Genomic DNA, 22,644 nt, shown 5'->3' with positions numbered 1-22,644 from the left:
GTAAAAGTATTTAAGCATTCACTATACCTTATTTTTTGTTGAATCTATGTCCAACTACAAGAAAAAGTATCGTCAATAAAAAGAAAAAAGGCGTGAAATAATCACGCCTTAATAGGATAACGGTTTTAATATTCAATAGGGTTAGTAAAGAATAGAGTACAGCTGTCTGCGGTATTGTTTTGCTACTGTATTTTCTTGGCCTAATGCCGATAACACATCCATAAAGGTCTTTCTTAATTCACCGTCTAATACACCGAGCTCTTTAGAGATAAATGACCAAAGCAGCTCTAGCGCTTCATCACTACGGTTAACTGCATGGTATTGCAGTGCCAGTTCATTGGCGATTTGAGCATTGCTTGAATCATTGGCAAGTTGCGTTTCTAGCGCTTGAATTTCAGGGCTGTTAGCGGCTTGAGCATGAAGTTCGAGTTTGGCAATTAACCCTTTGTAATAGTTATCTTGATACTCAAGTGGAATGCGACTCAATAGCGCTTCAGCTTCACTAAACTGCGCGGTGGCGAGTAGGCAGTCTGCTGTCGCGAGTTTAACTTCAGCCTTATTTTTCATCTCATCAGCCACTGAATTAAAAAGTGCTAATGCTTCAACATATTTTTGCTCTGACATTAATGTGAGGGCTTGTTGCAGGTTCAACTCATCTTGGCTAGGAAGATGCTTTTGTAACATGGCTTCAATAGCTTGTATTGGTTGTGGGCCACCCAGACCATCAACAGCTTGTCCTTGATTGAATAAAGCTATAGTTGGTAAAGCCTGAACACCAAATTGCCCAGCGATTTGCTGTTCTTGTTCGCAGTTAAGCGTCGCGAGAGTAAATGCACCTGCATATTTTTGAGCAAGTTGCTGCATTTGAGGAACAAGATCTGCACTTTCTTGGCTCATTGGAGCCCAGAAGTAAACAACAACGGGGGTGGTCATGGAGCCTTCCAGTATTTGTTGGAAGTTTTGCTGGTTCATTTCTACGATGAATTCTGAGTGCATGGTGGTTGTTCCTAGACTAAGAGTAGTTACGCTAATTACTTTATAGATTGGGTTAGTTTAGGCAATCTCAAGGTGTGACTTGATTAGAAACAAAAAACTCAGGTCATTCGCGTTAAATAGATAGATAACGGAGTGAACCTGAGCTTTGGTAGGCTTGGTTGTAGTAGGGGTTACAATAGTACTAATACAAGAACCACAACCCCTACACTTAACCAATTAAGTTTGTTTAAAGACATCTCGTCCTTTGCAACCTGTAATAGGATTAACTGTGATAGACGCTATTTTGCCCAACTTTTATTACATATTTATGGCGAAAGAGAACTTTTATGAAATTGCTTTAATAAAACTTGTTAATTTGTTGTGTAAATAGTCATAAATTTCAATTTATCTAATTCTACTTATCACTTGTTTTTTACGATTATTAGCGTGGCAATAGCTGTGTCAGTGCTGGTTGCAGCCGAGAATAAGTAAACCTAAAGCCCATTTCCGTTAATCGTTTCGGCTTGGCTTTGACACTGTCAAACAGTAGGCAACACGACTCACCAAGTGCCAGTTGCATGACAAATCTTGGAGTAAAAAGAAAATGTGGTCTGGCGAGGGTTTTGGCTAACGTTTGGCTGAACTCTTTGTTTGTCACTGGGTGGGGAGCCACCATATTAAACGGACCACTGCAATTGGGCGTTTCTAGCAGAAACTGAATGGCACGAACCATATCTTGGATATGAATCCAAGGCATGTATTGTTGCCCTGCGCCAAAAGGACCACCCAGTCCAAGTTTATATGGCAACAACATCTTATCTAAAGCGCCTCCATTTTCACCTAATACGATACCGGTTCTAAGGATGGCTACGCGAGTTGAATTATTAACCACTTGATTGGCTAATTGCTCCCATTTTTGGCAAACATAATGGGGAAATCCATCCGATTTATACGGTGTATCTTCAGTGACAATAAGCTGTTTTTGATCGCCATAGATACCAACAGCCGAGCCATTAATCAAAACGGCCGGTGGATTGTCACTTTGATTAATGAGCTCAACCAATCTCTGGGTAATTTGCCATCGACTATCACAAATAAGCTTCTTTTGGCTGTCTGACCAACGCTGATTGGCGATGGGTTCGCCAGCCAAGTTAATAATAGCGTCAAACTCTGAAACATCATCAATAGCATCTAAAGATGCAATTAGCTTTAAGCAGTTAGGATTAACATGTTTGAACTGACTTGCCGCATGCTCACAATCTCTGGTTAAGATCGTCATTTGGTGAGGTATTAGCTGTTTGATCAAGGCGCGACCAATAAACCCAGTGCCTCCAGTAATCAATATGTTCATACCTGCTCCAAATAAAATAATGAAATAGTGCTGTGTAAGCGAAATGAGTAACTACACACTATTATTTATACGACGTGACGAAAACACCGTGCTACTAACCTAGCACCTTGTGGGTAAAACCTATAATTATAGAGATCGTATTTCTGGCTTTACATCACACCTTGCCGTCGAAATATTGACCATAGTGACATTATAAAGACTATTCCATCATACGAAGTATCCAATCTATAAGGAACAGTTACCGCTGATGCATGCCTTTCTGCGATCTTTTATTGATAGTGCAAAAGATCTGACCCCCATTGTATTGGTGGTGGCATTTTTTCAGTTGGTGATCCTACAGCAACCGTTACCGTACTTTTTTACCATTCTAATTGGCATGTTATTGGTGGTGTTAGGGCTAACCTTATTTGTGTTAGGCCTTAACATGGGACTGTTTCCAATTGGTGAGTCTATGGCGCAAGCTTTTGCTCGTAAAGGCAGTGTCTGTTGGTTGTTGTTTTTTTCATTCTGCCTTGGATTTGGCACCACCATTGCAGAGCCAGCACTGACTGCGGTTGCGATGGAAGCGGCGCAAGTGGCAGCAGAAGAGGGCATCATCAAGCTTGGCTTGGAGAGCATGCAAACTTATGCTGATAACCTTAGACTGACAGTCGCATTATCTGTGGGCTGCGCGTTGGTGCTTGGGGTCTATCGCATACTAAAAGGTTGGCCTATACACATCATGATCATTAGTGGTTATTTGCTGGTGGTATGTCTCACTTTTTTTGCACCAGAGAGCATTATTGGTATTGCCTATGACTCTGGTGGCGTGACCACTTCAACCATTACTGTCCCTTTAGTGACCGCTCTGGGGGTTGGGCTTGCCTCTTCGATTAAGGGACGAAACCCTATGGTCGATGGTTTTGGTTTAATTGCCTTTGCCTCTTTGCTACCGATGATCTTTGTCATGCTTTATGGAGTATGGCTGTCATGATCACTTTAACTCACACCATTAATGTATTTGCCTCTACGGTACTGGATATTCTTCCCATTGCAGTAATCCTGTTTACTTTTCAAATAGCGGTATTGCGCCGTCCTATCCGTAACTTGCCGTCAGTACTTTTAGGTTTCGTATTGGTCATTATTGGATTGGCTCTGTTTCTCATTGGCTTGGAAGCGGCTTTATTTCCTTTAGGGGAAACGATGGCAATGCAGCTCACTACGCCTGAGTTTTTACAAGAGATGCGTTTGTCCGATCTTGGGGTTTTACAATGGTTTGATTACTACTGGGTCTATCTGTTCGCTTTTTGTATTGGCTTTAGTACCACCGTTGCCGAGCCGTCTTTAATTGCGGTTGCGATTAAAGCCAATCAAGTCTCAGGTGGCAGCATCAAGGTCAATGGACTGCGCCTCGCGGTGGCACTTGGTGTGGCATTTGGCATCACTTTAGGCTGTTACCGAATTGTGGCAGGCGACCCTATTCATTACTACATAATCGTCGGTTATCTGATTGTGATTATTCAGACCTATTTAGCCCCTGCGATGATTGTCCCGCTGGCTTATGACAGTGGCGGAGTGACGACCTCAACGGTCACCGTCCCCTTAGTCACAGCGCTTGGGCTTGGATTAGCTTCAACGGTTCCGGGTCGAAGCCCATTAATTGATGGCTTTGGCTTAATCGCATTTGCCAGTTTGTTTCCCATTATTACCGTTATGGGATACGCACAGATCACACGCTGGCTAAACCAGCGCTGTCCTATAAAGGAGGACTCTAATGAGATTTAAATTGATATTAGCCTTTGTTGAAGACACCCGAACCGATGCGGTTTTGGATGCGGCAAGAACCGCAGGCGCAACAGGTGCTACGGTGATCAGTAATGCACGAGGGGAAGGACTTAACAAAAAGCGCACCTTTTTGGGCTTAACGTTAGAGGTGCAAAAGGATGTACTGCTGTTTGTGGTAGAGGAGCACCTATCTCGTAGAATCCTCGAAAAAATCAGTGATATTGGTGAGTTTGATCAACAGCCAGGGCAGGGCATTGCGGTGCAAATTGATGTGGAAGATGCGGTTGGGGTTGCTCATCAAGTCGAAACATTGACCAAAATGGTCGAGGGGGAAATATGAAAGGCCATGTAAATCGAAAGGTTCGGGACGTCATGTCTGCCACTTATGCCGTTGTTGATGGCTTGATGACAGTGCAAGAGGCGATTGGTATTGCGCGTGATAACGAGGTGAAAGCCTTGATTGTGAATAAGCGCCATGATGACGATGAATACGGCGTGGTTTTGATGAATGATATTGCCAAAAAAGTATTGGCGCAAAATCGCTCACCTGCGCGAACGAATGTCTATGAAATTATGAGCAAGCCGGCATTGTGTATTTCACCGGATATGAATGTTAAATATTGCGCGCGCCTTTTTGAGCGATTTGGCATTAGCCGTGCTCCGGTGGTGAGTGAGGGCAAAGTGCTGGGTATGGTGAGCTATAACAATATCGTAATTAAAGGCATGGTTTTAGATTCAGAGTAAAGAAAGCGATGTGTGATGTGGCTCTTTTGTCTCTGGTGCAACACTCATGCGATTGTTACACTCTTGGCAAATTTACAATGATAGAGTGATTCACTATGAAACTGTTTTTTGCTTCTGATTTACATGGCTGTTTAGCATCAACAAAAAAAGTGCTTGAAGCGTATAAAGCCTCTGGTGCTGAACATTTTGTTTTATTGGGCGACATTCTTAATCATGGACCGAGAAACCCAGTTCCGAAAGCGTATGCGCCAGCGGAAGTTGCTTTGCTATTGAACGAGTATAAAGATGACATCATCTGCGTTCGAGGAAACTGCGATAGCGAAGTTGATCAAATGTTATTGGATTTTCCTATCATGAGCGACTTTGCGATGGTGTTATTAGAAGGTGGTCAGCGATTGTTTCTAACTCATGGCCATTTATACAACCAAAGCAAGCTACCTCATTTGAAACAAGGTGACGTATTAGCGCATGGTCATACTCATTTACCGGTAGCCGAGAGCAAGGGGGAATATATTCTGTTTAACCCAGGTTCGAGTACTTTGCCAAAAGGCGGCAATGTTGCAAGCTACGGTCTATTAAATGATAAGACACTGAGTGTGCTGAGCTTTGAAGGGCAAGTATTAGCTGAGACTCAAATATAAGTCAGCAAGTACACCAATAAAAAAAGGAGACAATAAATGTCCCCTTTTTTATTGGTGTACTTGATAGTTACATTGCTGGGGTAGAAATTAATATTCTAGAACCATGTCCTAAACTAGTGAGCAAAATAGAGTTCTCATTAATAATATCGACTTTACGGCTTTGCTGAGCGTCGGTACGCAACATTTGTTTTATGTGGCCGAGTTGAGTTTCATTAAAGGCTTGGCTATCAATCGCAGGGGATTGCTTAAAGTCTTTAAGGCTGATTAATAAATAATCATCACTTAATTCCCAAGTACCTGACTCTGCAATATTCAAAGTATGAGTTTCTGTTTTATCTTTAGTGAACAATTGAACTCGAGATGAACGAATGTATTCACCATTTTTTAGGTATTTTACATTTGATGTGACATGAACTTTTCTCAATGGTCCAATGCTATCATCAATTTGTTCTGTATGAATAACCGCATCTAGATTAGTTTGCCACTCACGAGAAGTTAACACCTGCTCGACTTTGACATCGCTTCCCCAATACAACCAACCACTCACGACAGCAGAAATGGCTAATAGAATTAACGCTATACGCTGATTCATTTTTTATGATCTCCTGTGGCACAGATCTGAGCGAGATCTTGTTGATCTGCGACTAAACGTACGGTGCTATTTTCTGATGTAAATTCTGATCGATGTATGTAGCTTAAAAATAGCTGTTGAGACTGACTTGCCGTAGCGATGACTTCTACAGGCGCTGATTCATTAGGGTAGGTTTCCACATAGTAGTTTACACAGGTTTTAATGCTGTCTACCCACTGAGTTAGTGGCGGATGTCCTTCCGTAGTCTTAACCGGAATATCATTAACTACCGTTACTGAGCGAAATGATGCCGGTGCTGAGTTTGGTATGACTAGTGCAATAATCGGCAATAATAAGGCGATGACTAGAATAATACGGGTATTCGTGTCCCAACAGGTCCAAAACGCTTGTTTTTTTGGCTCAGGGGTTGGGGCAATAGTCGGTTCTACTGTTGTAGTGGCGGTCGCTGTTGTTATCGAGGCGAGTGCAGGCTCGGCTTCAAAAGTCGTTGCTTCTTCTTGCAAACTCTCTAGCGTTTGAGGTTCAACTGATGAGATCAATTGATAACCACGCTTAGGCACAGTTTTGACAAACTCTGGTGATTTTGTTGAGTCTTTTAGCATCTTTCTCAGGGTAGAAATCGCCTGAGTTAGGCTTGAGTCATCAACTTGAAAACCTTGGTCTCGCCAAACAAATTCATGCAATTGATCTCGGGTTACGACTTCATTGTGATGTTCGCACAGCAACAGCAGAATTCGACTTTCGTTACTACCAAGTCGCACTAAACTATCGTCATCTGATTGGTCGATAAGTGAGTTGCTTTTTGGATCAAAAATATACTTCTGGGCCAGTACGTATTTAATACCGATTTTGCTCATTTAGATCTTCTTTGATTTTTACCTGCATGTTTCCTGAAAGCGCCGCACTCATTCTTTATGCAGTGTGAGATGAATCGCATTTATAGCGAATGACAGGCATAGCATAATAAAATTTTTTCTAAAAAACAGTTTTTTGTCACATTTGACCTTGAAATTACTCAATAGACCCTTATCTCTTGCTTCATAAATGCAAGTACTAACGAATATGCGCCCTGATGCACTTATTTGTAACAAAACACATGGAGTCAATATGACCGAGACAGTATCAGCGAATAAAGAAACTCGAGGTTTTCAATCAGAGGTTAAGCAATTACTGCACCTTATGATTCACTCACTGTATTCAAATAAAGAAATTTTCTTGCGTGAGCTAATCTCAAACGCTTCAGATGCATCCGATAAACTGCGCTTTCAAGCTCTATCTCAAACTGACTTATACCAAGGGGATGCAGACCTTGGTGTGAAACTTTCTTTTGACGAAAAAACCAACACCATGACCATCTCTGATAATGGTATTGGTATGACTCGTGAAAATGTTATTGAGCATCTAGGTACGATTGCAAAATCAGGCACAGCAGAGTTTTTCTCTAAACTGTCTGATGACCAATCAAAAGACTCTCAACTGATCGGTCAATTTGGTGTTGGTTTCTACTCTGCCTTTATTGTGGCGGATGCAGTGACAGTGCGTACTCGCGCAGCGGGTCTTGCAGCAGATCAAGGCGTTCAGTGGCATTCTGCTGGTGAAGGCGACTACACCATAGAAGACATCACTAAAGAATCTCGCGGTACTGATATCGTGCTGCATATGCGTGAAGAAGGTAAAGAGTTCTTATCTGAATGGCGTCTGCGCGATGTTATTAGCAAGTACTCTGACCATATTGGTATTCCTGTTTCGATCTTAACTAAAGTTAAAGACGAAGAAGGTAATGAAACCGAAGAGACTACGTGGGAACAAATCAACAAAGCGCAAGCATTGTGGACTCGCTCTAAGTCTGACATTACCGATGAAGAATATAATGAGTTCTACAAGCACATCTCTAATGACTTTGCTGATCCACTGCAGTGGAGCCATAACAAAGTAGAAGGTAAAAACGATTACACAAGCCTTCTATACATCCCAGCAAAAGCACCGTGGGATATGATGAATCGTGAACATAAAAGCGGTCTAAAACTGTATGTTCAACGTGTCTTTATTATGGATGATGCGGCGCAGTTCATGCCGTCATACCTACGTTTTGTTAAAGGTCTGATTGATTCAAACGATCTACCACTGAACGTATCTCGTGAAATTCTGCAAGATAACAAAGTGACTCAATCACTGCGTAATGCGTGTACTAAGCGCGTATTAACCATGCTTGAGAAACTGGCTAAGAGAGACGACGAAAAATACCTGTCTTTCTGGAAAGAATTTGGCCTAGTACTAAAAGAAGGTCCTGCTGAAGACTTCTCTAACAAAGAGAAAGTTGCGGGTCTACTGCGTTTCACATCAACAGAAACCGACAGCAGCGAGCAATCTGTTAGCTTGGCAAGTTATATTGAGCGCATGAAAGAAGGTCAAGATAAGATTTATTACCTTACTGCTGATAGCTATGCAGCGGCGAAAAACAGCCCTCACCTAGAGCAATTTAAAGCGAAAGGTATTGAGGTTGTATTAATGTACGATCGCATCGATGAGTGGCTAATGAACTACCTTACTGAGTTTGATGGTAAGCAGTTCCAGTCAATCACGAAAGCAGGTCTGGATCTTGGTCAATTTGAAGACGAGCAAGAAAAAGCCAAGCATAAAGAAACAGAGCAAGAGTTTAAGTCTGTTGTTGAGCGCACTAAAGAGTATCTAGGCGATCGCGTGAAAGAGGTTCGCACTACCTTCAAGCTTGCAAATACGCCAGCTGTAGTAGTCACCGATGACATGGAAATTGGGACGCAAATGGCGAAACTTCTAGAAGCTGCAGGTCAAGCGGCTCCTGAAGTGAAGTACATTTTAGAGCTAAACCCTGAGCATGACGTTGTGAAGCAAATGGCAGATACAGCAGATGAAATTGCCTTTGGTCGTTGGGTTGAGCTATTACTTGGTCAAGCTATGCTGGCTGAGCGTGGTTCTCTAGAAGATCCAAGTCAGTTCTTAAGCGCTGTAAACCAGTTGCTAACTAAATAAGCGATGTAGCGGATTCGTTGCAAAGCTGAACATTAAGCCCGGAATTATGATAGTATTCTGGGCTTAATTACTATTAAACGCAGACTTATACCGAAACTTACATAAAATCAGTTACTTACTGATTTATTTGTATTTTGTGAGCTTCGGTATAAAGAAGAACATTTAAAGAGGAAAAACAATGCGCATCATTCTTTTAGGTGCTCCTGGTGCTGGTAAAGGTACTCAGGCTCAGTTCATCATGGAAAAATACGGTATCCCACAAATCTCAACGGGTGATATGTTACGTGCTGCAATCAAAGCAGGAACTGAGTTAGGCAAAAAAGCTAAAGGTGTAATTGATGCAGGCCAGTTGGTTTCTGATGACATCATCTTGGGTCTAATCAATGAGCGTACTGCACAAGACGATTGTGAAAAAGGCTTCCTACTTGACGGTTTCCCTCGCACTATTCCACAAGCTGACGGCTTGAAAGAAATGGGCGTACAAGTTGATTACGTTATCGAATTTGACGTAGCAGACGATGTTATCGTTGAACGTATGGCGGGTCGCCGTGCACACCTTGCATCTGGCCGTACATACCACGTTACCTTCAATCCTTCTAAAGTAGAAGGCATCGATGATGTAACTGGCGAAGCGTTAGTTGTTCGTGATGACGACAAAGAAGAAACAGTACGTGCTCGTCTAGATGTATACCATACGCAAACTGCGCCTCTAGTTCAGTACTACGGTAAAGAAGCAGAAGCTGGAAATACTCAGTATCTAAAATTTGATGGTACTAAGCAAGTTTCAGCAGTCAGTGCTGATATCGAAAAAGCGCTGTCTTAATCTTCGTATTATTCCACGAATTTAGATATTATGAGGACGACCATTGGTCGTCCTTTTTTTATATGTCAGGGTAATGATGCAAGTACAATCAAAAACAGGCGTGTTGCTCGTCAACTTAGGAACACCCGATGAAGCGACACCCAAAGCGATAAAACGTTTTTTAAGTCAATTTTTACATGATAAGCGTGTGGTCGATACCAATCGCTTATTATGGTGTCCTTTATTACACGGCATTATTTTACCGATACGTGCCCCTAAAGTTGCCAAGCTTTATCAAGGTGTATGGATGGAGGAGGGCTCACCGCTGTTAGTCTTTTCTCAAAGACAAGCGGCCAAGCTAAAACAGCAACTGTCCATTCCTGTTGAGTTGGGTATGACCTATGGTAATCCAAGCTTACTCTGCGGTATGCAGTCGTTGATTGAGCAAGGAGTGGAAAAGGTGGTGGTACTGCCTTTATACCCTCAATACTCTGCTACTACGACCGCTGCGGTAGTGGATGGGCTCAGCCTCGCCTTTAAACAGATTACGGTTCTGCCTTCATTTGAAGTCATCAGTAGCTATCATGACCATCCGCTATACATCAAAGCTCTGGCAGATTCGATTCGACAGTCATGGGCAGAGCATGGTCAAGGTGAGTACTTGCTTTGCTCTTATCATGGCATTCCTAAGCGTTTTGCTGATAACGGTGATATTTATCCGCAACACTGTGAAGCAACCACAGAGCTGCTGGGCAAAGAGCTGGGTTTAGACTCTAGTAAAATAGGCATGACCTATCAGTCTCGTTTTGGGCGGGAAGAATGGTTACAACCTTATACAGATAAAACACTGCAAAAATTGCCAGCTCAGGGTATTAAAAAACTGGATATTTTAGCACCTGCATTTTCGGTTGATTGTCTTGAAACACTGGAAGAGATCTCTGAAGAGTGCAGCGATATCTATAAAGAGGCAGGAGGCGAAAGTTTCCGCTATATTCCCTGTTTAAATGATAATGATGCACATATAGAATTGATGGTTAGCTTAATTAAAAGTCGAATGTTGACTAGTGAGTAATCACTTACGCGTGAGTGAATACTCAGCCGTTTATTTAGCTGATAGAATGGCAAGATAAACTGCAGCCGAGGAGGATCGGCGCAGAGAGCAACTATACAGTTAAGGGTAATGCTATGAAACGTTGGTATTTGTTGTACTGCAAGCGAGGCGATCAGCCCCGAGCAAAATTGCATTTGGAAAACCAAGGCGTTGAAGTGTATTACCCTAAATTGACTGTGGAAAAGAGGGTGCGAGGCAAATGTCAGCAAAAAGAAGAGCCTCTTTTTCCCGGTTATATGTTTGTTCGATTCGATTTTGAGCAAGGCCCATCATTTACTACCGTTCGTTCAACGCGTGGCGTTGCAGATTTTATTCGTAACGGAGTTTATCCTACTGAGTTACAAGGCGACCTTATTTATAGTTTAAAACTATTAGAAGGTGAACAAGAAACTGTTCAATTAAACAGCCCAAATCAAGGGGATAAGGTCGAGATTAAATCAGGGCAGTTTGCTGGCGTAGATGCTATCTATCATGAGGCTGATGGTGAAAAACGGTCTATTTTGCTGATTACTATGATCAATAAAAAGGTTGAAGTGACGGTAGATAACAAGGACTTACAGCTAGACTGATCATTGACTTACTGTGATTGGCATTACGGATTAGATAAACAAAAAAGAAGGGCGCTATAATTAGCGCCCTTCTTATATTTATCTAAACAAATTAATAAGCTTCGTTATGAATCGATTTAACTGCGCGACCTGATGGATCGGCGTTGTTTTTAAAGGATTCATCCCACTCAATCGCTTTTGCTGATGAACAAGCAACGGAAGGGCCACCAGGAACACATTCTGCAGCTGATGGTAGCGGGAATAGTTCTTCAAAGATTTCACGATACACATAGCCTTCTTTGGTTAAAGGCGTGTTGTATGGGAAACGGAATTTAGCGGTTTCCATTTGTTGCTCAGTCACTTTTGCTTCAGCAACTTCACGTAATGTATCAATCCAGTTGTAGCCTACGCCATCAGAGAACTGCTCTTTTTGACGCCAAGCAATTGCTTCAGGAAGGTAGTGTTCAAAACACTCACGAAGAATGTGTTTTTCCATCTTACCGTTACCACACATTTTGTCTTCTGGGTTAAGACGCATTGCCACATCGATAAATTCTTTATCTAAGAATGGTACACGACCTTCTACGCCCCAAGCTGCCAAAGATTTGTTAGCACGAGCACAATCAAACATGTTTAGAGCAAGCAGTTTACGCACGGTCTCTTCATGGAATTCTTTCGCGTTTGGCGCTTTGTGGAAGTATAAATAACCACCAAAGATTTCATCCGCACCTTCACCAGAAAGTACCATCTTAATACCCATCGCTTTGATCTTACGGCCCATGAGGAACATAGGAGTAGAAGCGCGGATAGTGGTAACATCATAGGTTTCGATGTGATAGATAACATCACGAATCGCATCCAGTCCTTCTTGAACGGTATAAGTCATCTCATGGTGAACTGTACCAATTTGGTCTGCAACTTCACGAGCCGCTTTCAAATCTGGTGCGCCTTCAAGGCCGACGGCAAATGAGTGTAACTGTGGCCACCAAGCTTCAGATTGGCTGTCATCTTCCACACGCATTGCTGCAAAACGTTTTGCAACGGCTGAGGTGATTGAAGAGTCCAAACCACCCGATAGCAGTACGCCATAAGGAACGTCAGTCATTAGCTGACGTTTAATTGCCGCTTCTAATGCTTCTGTTAGGTCTTCTTTGCTGGTGGAGTTACCTTGTACTGCTGCATATTCGTTCCAATCACGAATGTAGTAACGAGTAGGAGCGTCGGCACCTGATTCTAGGTAGCTACCAGGAGGGAATTCACTGACCGTCTTACAAACCGGTACTAGGGCTTTCATTTCTGATGCAATGAAGAAGTTACCGTGTTCGTCATGACCTTGATACAGTGGAATGATACCGATATGGTCACGGCCGATAAGGTAGGTGTCTTTTTCTTCATCATAAAGAACAAAGGCAAAAATACCGTTCAACTCTTCTAGCAAATCAACGCCTTTATCTTGGTATAGCGCTAAAATAACTTCACAGTCTGAATCTGTTTGAAATTCATACTTCCCTTCGTAGCGAGCACGAATTTCTTTATGGTTGTAGATTTCACCATTCACCGCCAAGATAAGTTTTTTATCTGGGCTATAAAGAGGTTGAGCACCACTGTTTAGGCCAACAATCGCTAAGCGCTCATGAGCTAAAATAGCTTTTTCTGATGAATAAATACCAGACCAGTCAGGCCCGCGGTGGCGAAGTTTCTTCGACATTTCAAGCGCAACAGGGCGAAGTTTGTCCGCATCACTTTTTATATCGAGGATACCAAATACCGAACACATATATCTTCCTTACAAATTCATTTCCGTATAAGTTCAATGTGCCATTGTTAATAAAAAAAGCAACCCACCAATCGACATTTAGATAGCAAAAGACAGATTAAGGTATATGTAATTTAACAAAAGGCCGATTTTAGTGGATGGTATCTATCTGTCGACGCAAAAAAACACAATTATGTTGGTGTAATGATAAAATTATTTCGCCCAGAGGCTTTTACTTGATAGAGGGCTTGATCGGCTGTTTTAAAAAAGGTCGTTCTGTCCATATTGTGATTGTCGAGCTGGCAACCGCCAATACTAATGCTTAATTTAGGCTGAATTGGATGGGGCAGCTCTAAATCAGCAACAGCTTGTAATAGGCATTTACAGATGGCAGATAATCCATCTTGAGAGGTACTTGGCAACAGAATAACAAACTCTTCGCCGCCAAAGCGAGCCACAGTATCGGTTTCCCTGCGACAGGTATGAGATAGAACAGTGGCGACTTTTTGTAGATATTCATCGCCTACACTGTGCCCAAGTTTGTCATTGATCATTTTGAAGTGATCAATATCAATAACAAGAAGACCTAAAGGGGAATTTGAGCGAGAAGCGCGTTGAATTTCTTCCGTTAGTTTTTGATCAAAATAACCTCGATTAAATAGCCCAGTTAAGGCATCTCGTCCCAATAACATTTGAAGCTGTGTTTTTTGTGCTTCTAACTGCATCATTTGCATTGTGATTTTTTGATTAGACTTATGTTGCTGCAGCCTGTGAATGAAGCTTCTTAGTTGGGTTAAGTAATGATCTTGTCCCAAATAAAGTAGCCAAATCAAAATTATGATATTTGAAAGGACTAAATGCCAGCTAACGATATCGGGTTGTCCTTGGTGGAGGACGACAAAAGTTAAGCCAAATACAATACTACTGCCATAAATTGCGGCAATCTGCTGCATCTTTAAGATGGTCACTTTAACCAGTGCGGTAATTAAAATGATAGAGATCGGGGCTAAGGTAAAAGAGTGGCTAAGTAATGCTGCGTGAAATACTGAAAGAAAACAGGCAGCAAAAAATAGCCCAAGAATATTATAAATATTGCGCTGTGGCAGAAATGAGATCAGAACCCAAACCAGCATACAAAGCACAGGGGCTTGATATAACAGGTAGTTCCTAAACTGACGAATATCTTCCAGTGAATCTAACAAGGCACTTTTGGGTGCCCAAAGTGGCATAACAAAACCAAAACAGAATAAGCACAAGGCAATAATAGGTAGCCATATTAATAATTGTTTGTGGTTATGAGTCGTGACAAATTCTTGAAATTTGGACTGCTGTATAGGAGAAAGTTTGATCGTCAATGCACTCTAAAGATTAGAAGATAATTAAGCTTAAGAATAGTACATTAAGGCGTGGAAGCACGAAATAATGCCTATTCTAAACTTAATATTATGTTTTATATCAATGATTTATCTTTTGTTGCTGCGTGTTATCTATAGTTTCATTGGCAAACTTAGGTGATAACGTGTCGCAAACATGGCGCGCAAAACCACTTCCTGCTTCGCGGTAAATATTGAACGCCGCATCTGCCCCAAGCTCTTTAAATTGCTCTACTTGGTCTTGATACTCAGCGATAGCGGCAATTTTTCCGGTATAACCTCTAAGTCTTAATTGCTCAAGGGCATAGCGATTACCTTTATTATTCGGTATAGCCAGTAATACCAGTTCTACCTGTTCAAGGTTTTGCACTCGTTCCCAAAAATCAGAATCGGTCACGTCGCCACAAAGAATATTACGCTGATTTTGCGTGTGGTGCTCACTGGTGTCGGTTCGTATTTCTATTCCGAGACAGATCTCACCATGACGTTGTCTAAGTTCGTCATAAGCTCCAGTACCAATTCTCCCCATACCTAAGACTAATATTTGTGAGCGACCTAAACTGATAAATTGATCACGTACGTGAATTTTATTCTCTGTATGTTCCTTGAGCCAATTTGCACTGCGTCGGTAAATATTATTACTAAAGCGGTTAAGAGGCGCTGCAATGATAAAAGAGATGGAAACTGCCAGCGCGATAGACACCATGATGTCTCCAGATATCCAACCTTGTTGATAGGCAAGGCCACCGACAATCAAGCCAAATTCACTAAAGTTAAATAGCGTTAAAGAGGTGAGTAGCGAGGTTCGCACGCGAAATTTAAAGCGATCTAAAATGACGTAGTACAGAATCCCTTTTACTGGCAGTAGTGCCATAAAAATTAGCGCCAGTACTAAACCTGCGATGGTGGGTTGTTCTGACAGTCCAATATTGAGAAAGAAGCAGACTAAAAACAGCTCTTTAAGGTTAAATAAGGATTTTGAAAGCTCGGATGCTTTTTTGTGTCCGGCCAATAGCATACCTAAAATAAGCGCACCAAGATCGCCTTTCACGCCAACTAATTCAAATAAGCCTGCTCCCACCACTAAAGCAAAGAATATGCCGCATAGCACTAGCAACTCACCATGACCGACTTTATCTAAGACTTTATAAAAGAGTGGTCGAACTACAGGCAGGGCAAATAAGAAGATGGCGTACCATTCTGGGATTTTACCGGTAGAAACGGTTAGGAAGACGACCGCAAAGATATCTTGCATGACCAAGATACCGATAGCTAAGGTGCCATAGGTAGAGTTTATTTCACCATTATCTTGTAGGGCTTTAATTGCAAATACGGTACTAGAAAAAGAGAGTGCGAAACCTAAGATAATCAGTTGTGAAGTGGACGTATCGGAAAATAAACTCACTCCGACAAACTGCAGTGCGAGTAAACATAAGGTAAAGAAAGCAGTAGAGGCTAAATTGTGTAGTGTGGCACCCGCCCAAATTTCTTTTGAAAGTAAGACTTTTATATCTAACTTTAAGCCAATAGTGAATAAAAGTAGTGTTACCCCAAGGTCTGCGATATGACTGATAGCGTAGTTACTTTCAAAGCCAAGTGCGTTAAGGGTAAAGCCTGCTAGCAAGAAGCCGACTAGAGGAGGGAGGTTACATCTTTGGGCTATAAAACCGGCTACAAAAGCGCCACAGATGAGCATGATATCCATTTATGCAGTCTCGAATTGGTTGAGGGATGACGCTCTCTCAACCGCAAACGAGCCTGCTAAATTGAACTTAGTGCGTTGAATCCATTAATTTTTGTAGCAGCATACCATTTAACATTGCACGTTTTATCATAGCAAATGGCCCCATAGTCGGACTCTGCTCTAAGTCAGATGAGACAATAGGGAGATCCTTGTTAAAGGCAGATAAAGATTGGCTGTTAACATTCCGTTGAATTGCAGAGAATAATACCTCTTTTGCTTGAGTAATATCACCTGCAATAACAATTTTTTGTGGGTTAAACAGGTTTATTACAATCGCGATGGCTTTTCCTAGTTGCACACCAACACGAACAATACTTTGCGTCGCTAACGCATCACCAAGCAATGCGTGTTCACAGATGGTTTTAATGGTCACGTTGGGTTCATCTGCAAGGGTGGAATTATAACCTCGTGCTAGACGTGTATTGACCCCTTTAATGATTGCTGGATTGGATGCAATCGTTTCGAGACAGCCAAAGTTTCCGCACTGACATTGCTCACCCAATGGATCAACTTGAATGTGACCGATTTCACCCACATTTCGGTTTGAGCCTAGGAACACTTGACCGCCAGCCATAATGCCGGAGCCAGTACCTCGGTGAACACTGATTAAAACGGAATCCATACAGTTTTTAGTCGCGCCAAAATAATGCTCAGCTAGAGCCATTGCTCGGATATCATTACCGACAAAGCATTCAATGTTGAATTGCTCAGTAATTAACTTAGCCAATGGCAAGCGATCTATTTTAGTGTTCGGCATATAGTGAACTTCACCTTCATCTGGATTAACCAGACCAGGTAAAGTAATACCGATAGCAATAAGGTTATATTTATCCTCTTCAAAGCCGGCTTTAAAGAGCCTGATCTTATCGATAAGTTGGCTAACCAACTGCTCTTGATCCGTATAGTGAAAAGGAGACTCAGTTTGAGCTAGAATGTCACCACTTAAATCATGCAGTGCCATCTGGATATAATCTCGTCCAACTCGAATAGCGATCGAGTGGAAAGGTGCTGTCTGTGTTGTTAATGATATCGCTCGTCGCCCACCAGTAGAGGCTTGCTGAGCAACCTCCTGTACTAAGTTGAACTCCAGTAGTTGACGAGTGATTTTAGTAACACTAGCCGGTGCTAAGTGGCTCAACTCGGCAATTTGAATTCGAGAAATAGGTCCTTGTTGGTCTATCAGTCTATAAACAGCTGCGCCGTTTAATTGCTTTACGAGATCAACGTTGCCAATTTGTCCACCAGTCATAACTAACTATCCCTTTTTAAATTGGCCGTTTACTACGGTCGCTTCAACATTAAAATCGCTATTAAAAATAGTAAGGTTTGCAATCATGTCGGCTTTGACTCGACCTAGCTGATCCTCCATGCCAATTGCTTTAGCAGGGTAGAGGGTCGCCATACGCAGTGTTTCGTCTAAAGAGAAGCCAACATGTTTAACGCAATTTTCTACAGCTTCAATCATAGTCAGAGCTGAGCCGCCTAGTGTACCATCTTCACCAACACATACACCATTGCGTACATAAACCGTTTTACCTACAAAATTAAACTGGTCTATATTTGCGCCAGCAGGTGCGGTGGCATCCGTTACTAGCACAAGCTTGTCACCTTTTTGCTTTTTCGCCATACGTACATTGGCATAATCCACATGGTGTCCATCTACAATGACTCCAGCGTACACGTCGGCACTGTCAAAAATAGCACCCACTACACCAGGTTCACGTCCGGTTACCGGTGTCATGGCGTTAAATAAGTGAGTGGCAAAGGTAATACCATGCTCAAAGCTGTCTCTTGCTTGTTGGTAAGTAGCACCGGTATGACCGATAGAAACCACAATTCCCGCTTCTTTTAGCTGTTGAATATGTTTTGGGTCATTCTTTTCAGGAGCTAAGGTAACTTTAGTAACAAATTCAGCATTTTGGCAGATGAAATCAATCATGTTGTCATCTGATTGTCGAATGTAGGATTCAGTGTGAATCCCTTTTCTTGCGATATTTAGGTATGGACCTTCAAGGTGCAGACCCAGTGATTGATATTTATTGTTCTCTTTAAACTGACGCTGGGCTTCAATTGCCGCTCGCATGCTTTCATCAGAAGAAGTAATTAAGGTTGGTAAGAAACTCGTACAGCCAGATTTAAGGTTTGCTTGATGCATCGTATGTAATGTTTCTGGTGAAATTTCATCATTTAACATGACGCCACCACAACCATTGAGCTGTACATCGATAAAGCCAGGGCTCACGTTTGCACCTTTAAGATCAATACGCTCAATACCTTGCTCTAATTCCTGCTCCGGACACACCGCTTTAATGCGGTCATCTTTCACAACTACTGCGTGGTTATATAATGTGTCGTTACCGGTAAATACAGTACAGTTCGTTAATGCATACATACGTGCAGCTCCTGTTTAAAATTGGTTACTTCTTGATTTTTGAAAACGGTTTAAAGAATTCATTCAATCTTTGCTAAGACGCTAGCGGAATCTTACGGCTCTTTATTGGAGCTTAGTACGGTTGTCACCTTAATAAACAGATTAGGCATTTTTGATGCTAATTTAGATTTAAGTAATTGATACTGTTTACTAAATATTGATTCATTAATGTCTAATTTCCTCACTATTATCGGGTGGAACCATTCCTAAAGATGCGCCTAAGCAAAATGAAAATTCTTTAGATATCGAGAGTATACTTAAAAAAAATGTTATTTTATATAGTAAAATAAGTTTTATGATCTAGGTAACAAAATCACCTTAGGTCCATGTTTTCATATGATACTGATCACGTTTTATGGGGTTTTAATTTGCGACGCAAATTTATCCCTTTAAGATGAAAAGGACTAAATTAATTAGCTAAAAAAAGTTTTTAGATTCCTTAGGGGGAGACGTAACGTGAACATTCTTGGATATTTTCAGAAGGTAGGTAAGGCGCTAATGGTGCCAGTTGCTACGCTACCGGCAGCAGCGATATTAATGGGTATTGGTTATTGGATTGACCCGACGGGTTGGGGCGGTAACAATGCATTGGCAGGTTTCCTAATTAAAGCCGGCGCGGCAATTATCGACAACATGTCATGGCTATTTGCCGTTGGTGTTGCTTACGGTATGTCTAAAGATAAAGATGGTGCAGCAGCACTAGCCGGTCTGGTAATGATGTACGTTGTGACAACGCTACTATCACCAGGAGCCGTCGCACAGATTCAAGGCATCAGTGGCGATGCCGTTCCAGCAGCATTTGGTAAAATCCAAAATCAGTTTGTCGGTATCCTTGTGGGTATTATCTCTGCTGAAATTTATAACCGTTTCTCTACAGTTGAACTGCACAAAGCATTGGCGTTCTTCTCAGGTAAACGTTTAGTGCCTATCTTGACGTCATTTGCCGGTATCGTACTGTCATTTGTCCTAATGTACGTATGGCCTGCTATCTATGACGGTCTTGTACACTTTGGTGAGTCTATCCAAGGTATGGGTTCTGCGGGTGCTGGTATCTACGCATTCTTTAACCGTCTACTTATCCCTGTTGGTCTTCACCACGCATTGAACTCAGTATTCTGGTTTGATGTTGCAGGTATTAACGACATCCCTAACTTCCTAGGTGGCGCTAAATCTATTGCTGAAGGTACTGCAACACTAGGTGTTACAGGTATGTACCAAGCTGGTTTCTTCCCAATCATGATGTTTGGTCTACCAGGTGCAGCACTAGCTATCTACCACACTTCAAAATCTAAGAATAAAGAAAAAGTAGCATCTATCATGATTGCTGCAGGTTTCGCTTCTTTCTTCACAGGTGTAACAGAGCCGCTTGAATTCTCATTTATGTTCCTAGCACCTGGCTTGTACGTATTGCACGCAGTATTAACCGGTATCTCAGTCTACATTGCAGCGTCAATGGAATGGATTGCAGGCTTTGGTTTCTCTGCAGGTCTAGTTGATATGGTTCTTTCTAGCCGTAACCCACTAGCGAAAGATTGGTACATGCTGATTCTGCAAGGCTTTGCATTCTTCGGTATCTACTACGCAGTGTTCCGTACCGTAATCGTTAAGTTCGGTCTTAAAACACCTGGACGTGAAGATGATGAGGGTGAAGCTTCAACAGTAGTCGGTTCTTCAAACTCTGCTGAACTTGCAAAACAGTACCTAAAAGCACTAGGCGGTCATGGCAACATCAGCTCTATCGATGCATGTATCACTCGTCTACGTCTAACTCTTAATGACACAACTATCATTAGTGAGAAAGTACTGAAAGATCTTGGTGCGATGGGTGTGGTGAAACTAGGTTCAAATAACGTTCAAGTTATCCTAGGCCCACTAGCTGAAATCATTGCCGGTGAGATGAAAAACATCCCTGCTGATGCAGACCTAACCGCAATTGAGCTTCCATCTTAAGCAATAACAGTTAATAACGTCCTTATGCCTCCTTCGGGAGGCATTTTTTTTGCTTTTGACACCACAAACACCTAGATTTCGTTGCTTAGACGAATACAATGTACGGTTATAGAAGAATTTCAAAAATTGAACCATGAGGTGCTATAGATGAGTGAAGCTGAGGCTCGACCATCGAATTTTATCCGTCAGATTATCGACAAAGATATCGCGGATGGTAAACACAACAGCGTGCATACCCGTTTCCCGCCAGAGCCAAACGGCTACCTGCATATTGGGCACGCTAAATCGATCTGTCTAAACTTTGGTATCGCTCAGGATTATCAGGGCCAGTGTAACTTACGCTTTGATGACACCAACCCAGAAAAAGAAGACATTGAATACGTTGACTCTATTAAGAGCGATGTTCAGTGGTTAGGCTTTGATTGGTCTGGTGAGATTTGTTATTCATCTAACTACTTTGATCAACTGCATGCGTACGCGATTGAACTGATCAATAAAGGCCTAGCTTATGTTGAAGAGCTAACAGCCGATGAAATTCGTGAATACCGTGGCACTTTGACCGCTCCTGGTAAAGAAAGCCCATACCGCACTCGCTCAGTTGAAGAAAACTTAGCACTGTTTGAAAAAATGCGTGCTGGTGGCTTTAAAGAAGGCGAGGCGTGTCTACGCGCCAAGATTGATATGAGCTCATCATTTATGGTGATGCGCGATCCTGTTTTATACCGCGTTCGTTTTGCTCATCATCATCAAACCGCTGATAAGTGGTGCATTTACCCAATGTACGACTTTACGCATTGTATTTCTGATGCGCTGGAAGGTATTACGCATTCACTTTGTACGTTAGAGTTCCAAGATAACCGTCGTCTTTATGATTGGGTATTGGAGAACATTACTATCGAAGTACAGCCTCATCAGTATGAGTTTAGTCGTCTAAACCTTGAATATACGGTGATGTCTAAGCGTAAACTGAGTCAGCTTGTGTCTGAGCAATTGGTTAATGGCTGGGATGATCCACGTATGCCAACGATCTCTGGCTTGCGTCGCCGTGGCTTTACTCCAGCGTCTATTCGTGAGTTTTGTCAGCGTATCGGTGTGACCAAACAAGAGAATATGATTGAGTTTGGCTCACTAGAATCTTGTGTTCGTGATGACTTAAACGAAAATGCACCTCGTGCAATGGCAGTGCTTGAGCCCGTTAAAGTGGTTATTGAAAACTTCCCTGAAGATCAGGTTGAAACATTGAATGTTGCCAACCATCCGAACAAACCAGAAATGGGTAGCCGTGAAGTACCATTTACGCGCGAAATCTGGATTGAAGCAGATGATTTCCGTGAAGAAGCAAACAAGAAATACAAACGCTTGGTGCTAGGCAAAGAAGTGCGTCTACGTGGTGCTTACGTGATTAAAGCTGAGCGTATCGAAAAAGACGAGCAAGGTAATATCTCGACTATTTTCTGTAGCTACGACGATGAAACGCTTGGTAAAAACCCAGCAGATGGCCGTAAAGTAAAAGGCGTTATCCATTGGGTTTCGGCAGACAAAGGTATTGCTGCAGAAATTCGTTTGTATGACCGTTTATTTACAGTGCCTAATCCAGCTGCCGCTGAAGACTTTAAAACAGTACTTAACCCTGATTCACTAACAATCAAGCAAGGATTTGTCGAACCAAGCCTTGTGACTGCGCAAGCCGACGCCGGTTGCCAGTTTGAGCGTACGGGTTATTTCTGTGTTGATAGCAAAGACAGTACTCCAGATAACTTAGTATTTAACCGTACTGTTGGCCTTAGAGATACTTGGGCTAAAATTAGCTAAATTATTACTCTACTGAAACAAAAAATGCCAGCAACGTTGCT

At 42.1% G+C, this 22,644-nt stretch carries 20 protein-coding genes; 11 read left to right on the top strand and 9 right to left on the bottom strand.

Going from position 1 to position 22,644, the window contains the following annotated elements:
- Positions 1 to 141: 141 nt before the first annotated feature.
- Positions 142 to 996 carry a co-chaperone YbbN gene (locus tag A9260_RS14145; RefSeq protein ID WP_068700031.1) on the bottom strand — a complete coding sequence of 285 codons (855 nt, stop codon included), beginning with the start codon at positions 994 to 996 and terminating at the stop codon, positions 142 to 144.
- A gap of 421 nt (positions 997 to 1,417) precedes the next feature.
- The gene (locus tag A9260_RS14140; RefSeq protein ID WP_068700029.1) at positions 1,418 to 2,326 is read right to left on the bottom strand and encodes a TIGR01777 family oxidoreductase; all 909 of its coding nucleotides are present in this window, start codon (positions 2,324 to 2,326) and stop codon (positions 1,418 to 1,420) included.
- Between the two features lie 247 nt (positions 2,327 to 2,573).
- On the opposite strand from A9260_RS14140, the gene A9260_RS14135 reads away from it, so the two are divergent.
- The 5 genes from A9260_RS14135 to yfcE all read left to right on the top strand — a co-directional run bounded on the left by A9260_RS14135 (position 2,574) and on the right by yfcE (position 5,475).
- A complete protein-coding gene (locus A9260_RS14135; RefSeq protein ID WP_068700027.1) occupies positions 2,574 to 3,299 on the top strand; it encodes a DUF1538 domain-containing protein in 726 nt (241 codons plus the stop codon).
- Positions 3,296 to 4,090 carry a DUF1538 domain-containing protein gene (locus A9260_RS14130; protein WP_068700024.1) on the top strand — a complete coding sequence of 265 codons (795 nt, stop codon included), beginning with the start codon at positions 3,296 to 3,298 and terminating at the stop codon, positions 4,088 to 4,090. The genes A9260_RS14135 and A9260_RS14130 overlap by 4 nt, the downstream gene beginning before the upstream one ends.
- Positions 4,080 to 4,430: a P-II family nitrogen regulator gene (locus A9260_RS14125; protein ID WP_068700022.1), complete on the top strand. Its 351-nt coding sequence runs from the start codon at positions 4,080 to 4,082 to the stop codon at positions 4,428 to 4,430. Before A9260_RS14130 ends, A9260_RS14125 begins: the two co-directional genes overlap by 11 nt.
- Positions 4,427 to 4,834, top strand: a complete 408-nt coding sequence (locus tag A9260_RS14120; protein ID WP_068700020.1) for a CBS domain-containing protein — start codon at positions 4,427 to 4,429, stop codon at positions 4,832 to 4,834. Before A9260_RS14125 ends, A9260_RS14120 begins: the two co-directional genes overlap by 4 nt.
- A gap of 95 nt (positions 4,835 to 4,929) precedes the next feature.
- On the top strand, positions 4,930 to 5,475 hold the full coding sequence (gene yfcE, locus A9260_RS14115) for a phosphodiesterase (protein ID WP_068700018.1): 546 nt from the start codon (positions 4,930 to 4,932) through the stop codon (positions 5,473 to 5,475).
- 67 nt (positions 5,476 to 5,542) lie between these two features.
- On the opposite strand, the gene A9260_RS14110 is transcribed toward yfcE, so the two are convergent.
- The gene (locus A9260_RS14110; RefSeq protein WP_068700016.1) at positions 5,543 to 6,067 is read right to left on the bottom strand and encodes a regulatory protein ToxS; all 525 of its coding nucleotides are present in this window, start codon (positions 6,065 to 6,067) and stop codon (positions 5,543 to 5,545) included.
- On the bottom strand, positions 6,064 to 6,924 hold the full coding sequence (locus tag A9260_RS14105) for a transcriptional regulator (RefSeq protein ID WP_068700014.1): 861 nt from the start codon (positions 6,922 to 6,924) through the stop codon (positions 6,064 to 6,066). Before A9260_RS14105 ends, A9260_RS14110 begins: the two co-directional genes overlap by 4 nt.
- A gap of 250 nt (positions 6,925 to 7,174) precedes the next feature.
- On the opposite strand from A9260_RS14105, the gene htpG reads away from it, so the two are divergent.
- The 4 genes from htpG to rfaH all read left to right on the top strand — a co-directional run bounded on the left by htpG (position 7,175) and on the right by rfaH (position 11,558).
- Positions 7,175 to 9,076 carry a molecular chaperone HtpG gene (gene htpG, locus A9260_RS14100; protein ID WP_068700013.1) on the top strand — a complete coding sequence of 634 codons (1,902 nt, stop codon included), beginning with the start codon at positions 7,175 to 7,177 and terminating at the stop codon, positions 9,074 to 9,076.
- A 178-nt stretch (positions 9,077 to 9,254) separates the two neighbouring features.
- Entirely contained in the window at positions 9,255 to 9,899 is a 645-nt protein-coding gene (adk, locus tag A9260_RS14095) for an adenylate kinase (RefSeq protein ID WP_068700010.1), read from the top strand.
- Positions 9,900 to 9,975: 76 nt separating this feature from the next.
- On the top strand, positions 9,976 to 10,950 hold the full coding sequence (gene hemH, locus A9260_RS14090) for a ferrochelatase (RefSeq protein ID WP_068700008.1): 975 nt from the start codon (positions 9,976 to 9,978) through the stop codon (positions 10,948 to 10,950).
- Positions 10,951 to 11,063: 113 nt separating this feature from the next.
- Positions 11,064 to 11,558: a transcription/translation regulatory transformer protein RfaH gene (gene rfaH / locus A9260_RS14085; RefSeq protein WP_068700005.1), complete on the top strand. Its 495-nt coding sequence runs from the start codon at positions 11,064 to 11,066 to the stop codon at positions 11,556 to 11,558.
- Positions 11,559 to 11,649: 91 nt separating this feature from the next.
- On the opposite strand, the gene asnB is transcribed toward rfaH, so the two are convergent.
- The 5 genes from asnB to nagA form a co-directional block, all read right to left on the bottom strand.
- Entirely contained in the window at positions 11,650 to 13,314 is a 1,665-nt protein-coding gene (gene asnB / locus A9260_RS14080) for an asparagine synthase B (RefSeq protein ID WP_068700003.1), read from the bottom strand.
- A gap of 170 nt (positions 13,315 to 13,484) precedes the next feature.
- Complete coding sequence (locus A9260_RS14075) at positions 13,485 to 14,522, bottom strand: GGDEF domain-containing protein (RefSeq protein ID WP_082957132.1); 1,038 nt, start codon at positions 14,520 to 14,522, stop codon at positions 13,485 to 13,487.
- Between the two features lie 226 nt (positions 14,523 to 14,748).
- Entirely contained in the window at positions 14,749 to 16,371 is a 1,623-nt protein-coding gene (locus A9260_RS14070) for a cation:proton antiporter family protein (RefSeq protein WP_068699999.1), read from the bottom strand.
- Positions 16,372 to 16,438: 67 nt separating this feature from the next.
- Entirely contained in the window at positions 16,439 to 17,659 is a 1,221-nt protein-coding gene (gene nagC, locus A9260_RS14065; RefSeq protein WP_068699997.1) for a DNA-binding transcriptional regulator NagC, read from the bottom strand.
- 6 nt (positions 17,660 to 17,665) lie between these two features.
- On the bottom strand, positions 17,666 to 18,802 hold the full coding sequence (nagA, locus tag A9260_RS14060) for an N-acetylglucosamine-6-phosphate deacetylase (protein ID WP_068699995.1): 1,137 nt from the start codon (positions 18,800 to 18,802) through the stop codon (positions 17,666 to 17,668).
- 495 nt (positions 18,803 to 19,297) lie between these two features.
- Here nagA and nagE point away from each other — a divergent pair, with 495 nt between their 5' ends.
- Entirely contained in the window at positions 19,298 to 20,791 is a 1,494-nt protein-coding gene (gene nagE / locus A9260_RS14055) for an N-acetylglucosamine-specific PTS transporter subunit IIBC (RefSeq protein WP_068699991.1), read from the top strand.
- Between the two features lie 147 nt (positions 20,792 to 20,938).
- Positions 20,939 to 22,603 (top strand): glutamine--tRNA ligase, encoded by a 1,665-nt coding sequence (glnS, locus tag A9260_RS14050; protein WP_068699990.1) that lies wholly within the window; start codon positions 20,939 to 20,941, stop codon positions 22,601 to 22,603.
- Positions 22,604 to 22,644: the final 41 nt, after the last annotated feature.

Source organism: Vibrio sp. UCD-FRSSP16_30, from assembly GCF_001676025.1.
Lineage (GTDB): Bacteria > Pseudomonadota > Gammaproteobacteria > Enterobacterales > Vibrionaceae > Vibrio.
This window is presented reverse-complemented; position numbering and strand designations above follow the sequence as displayed.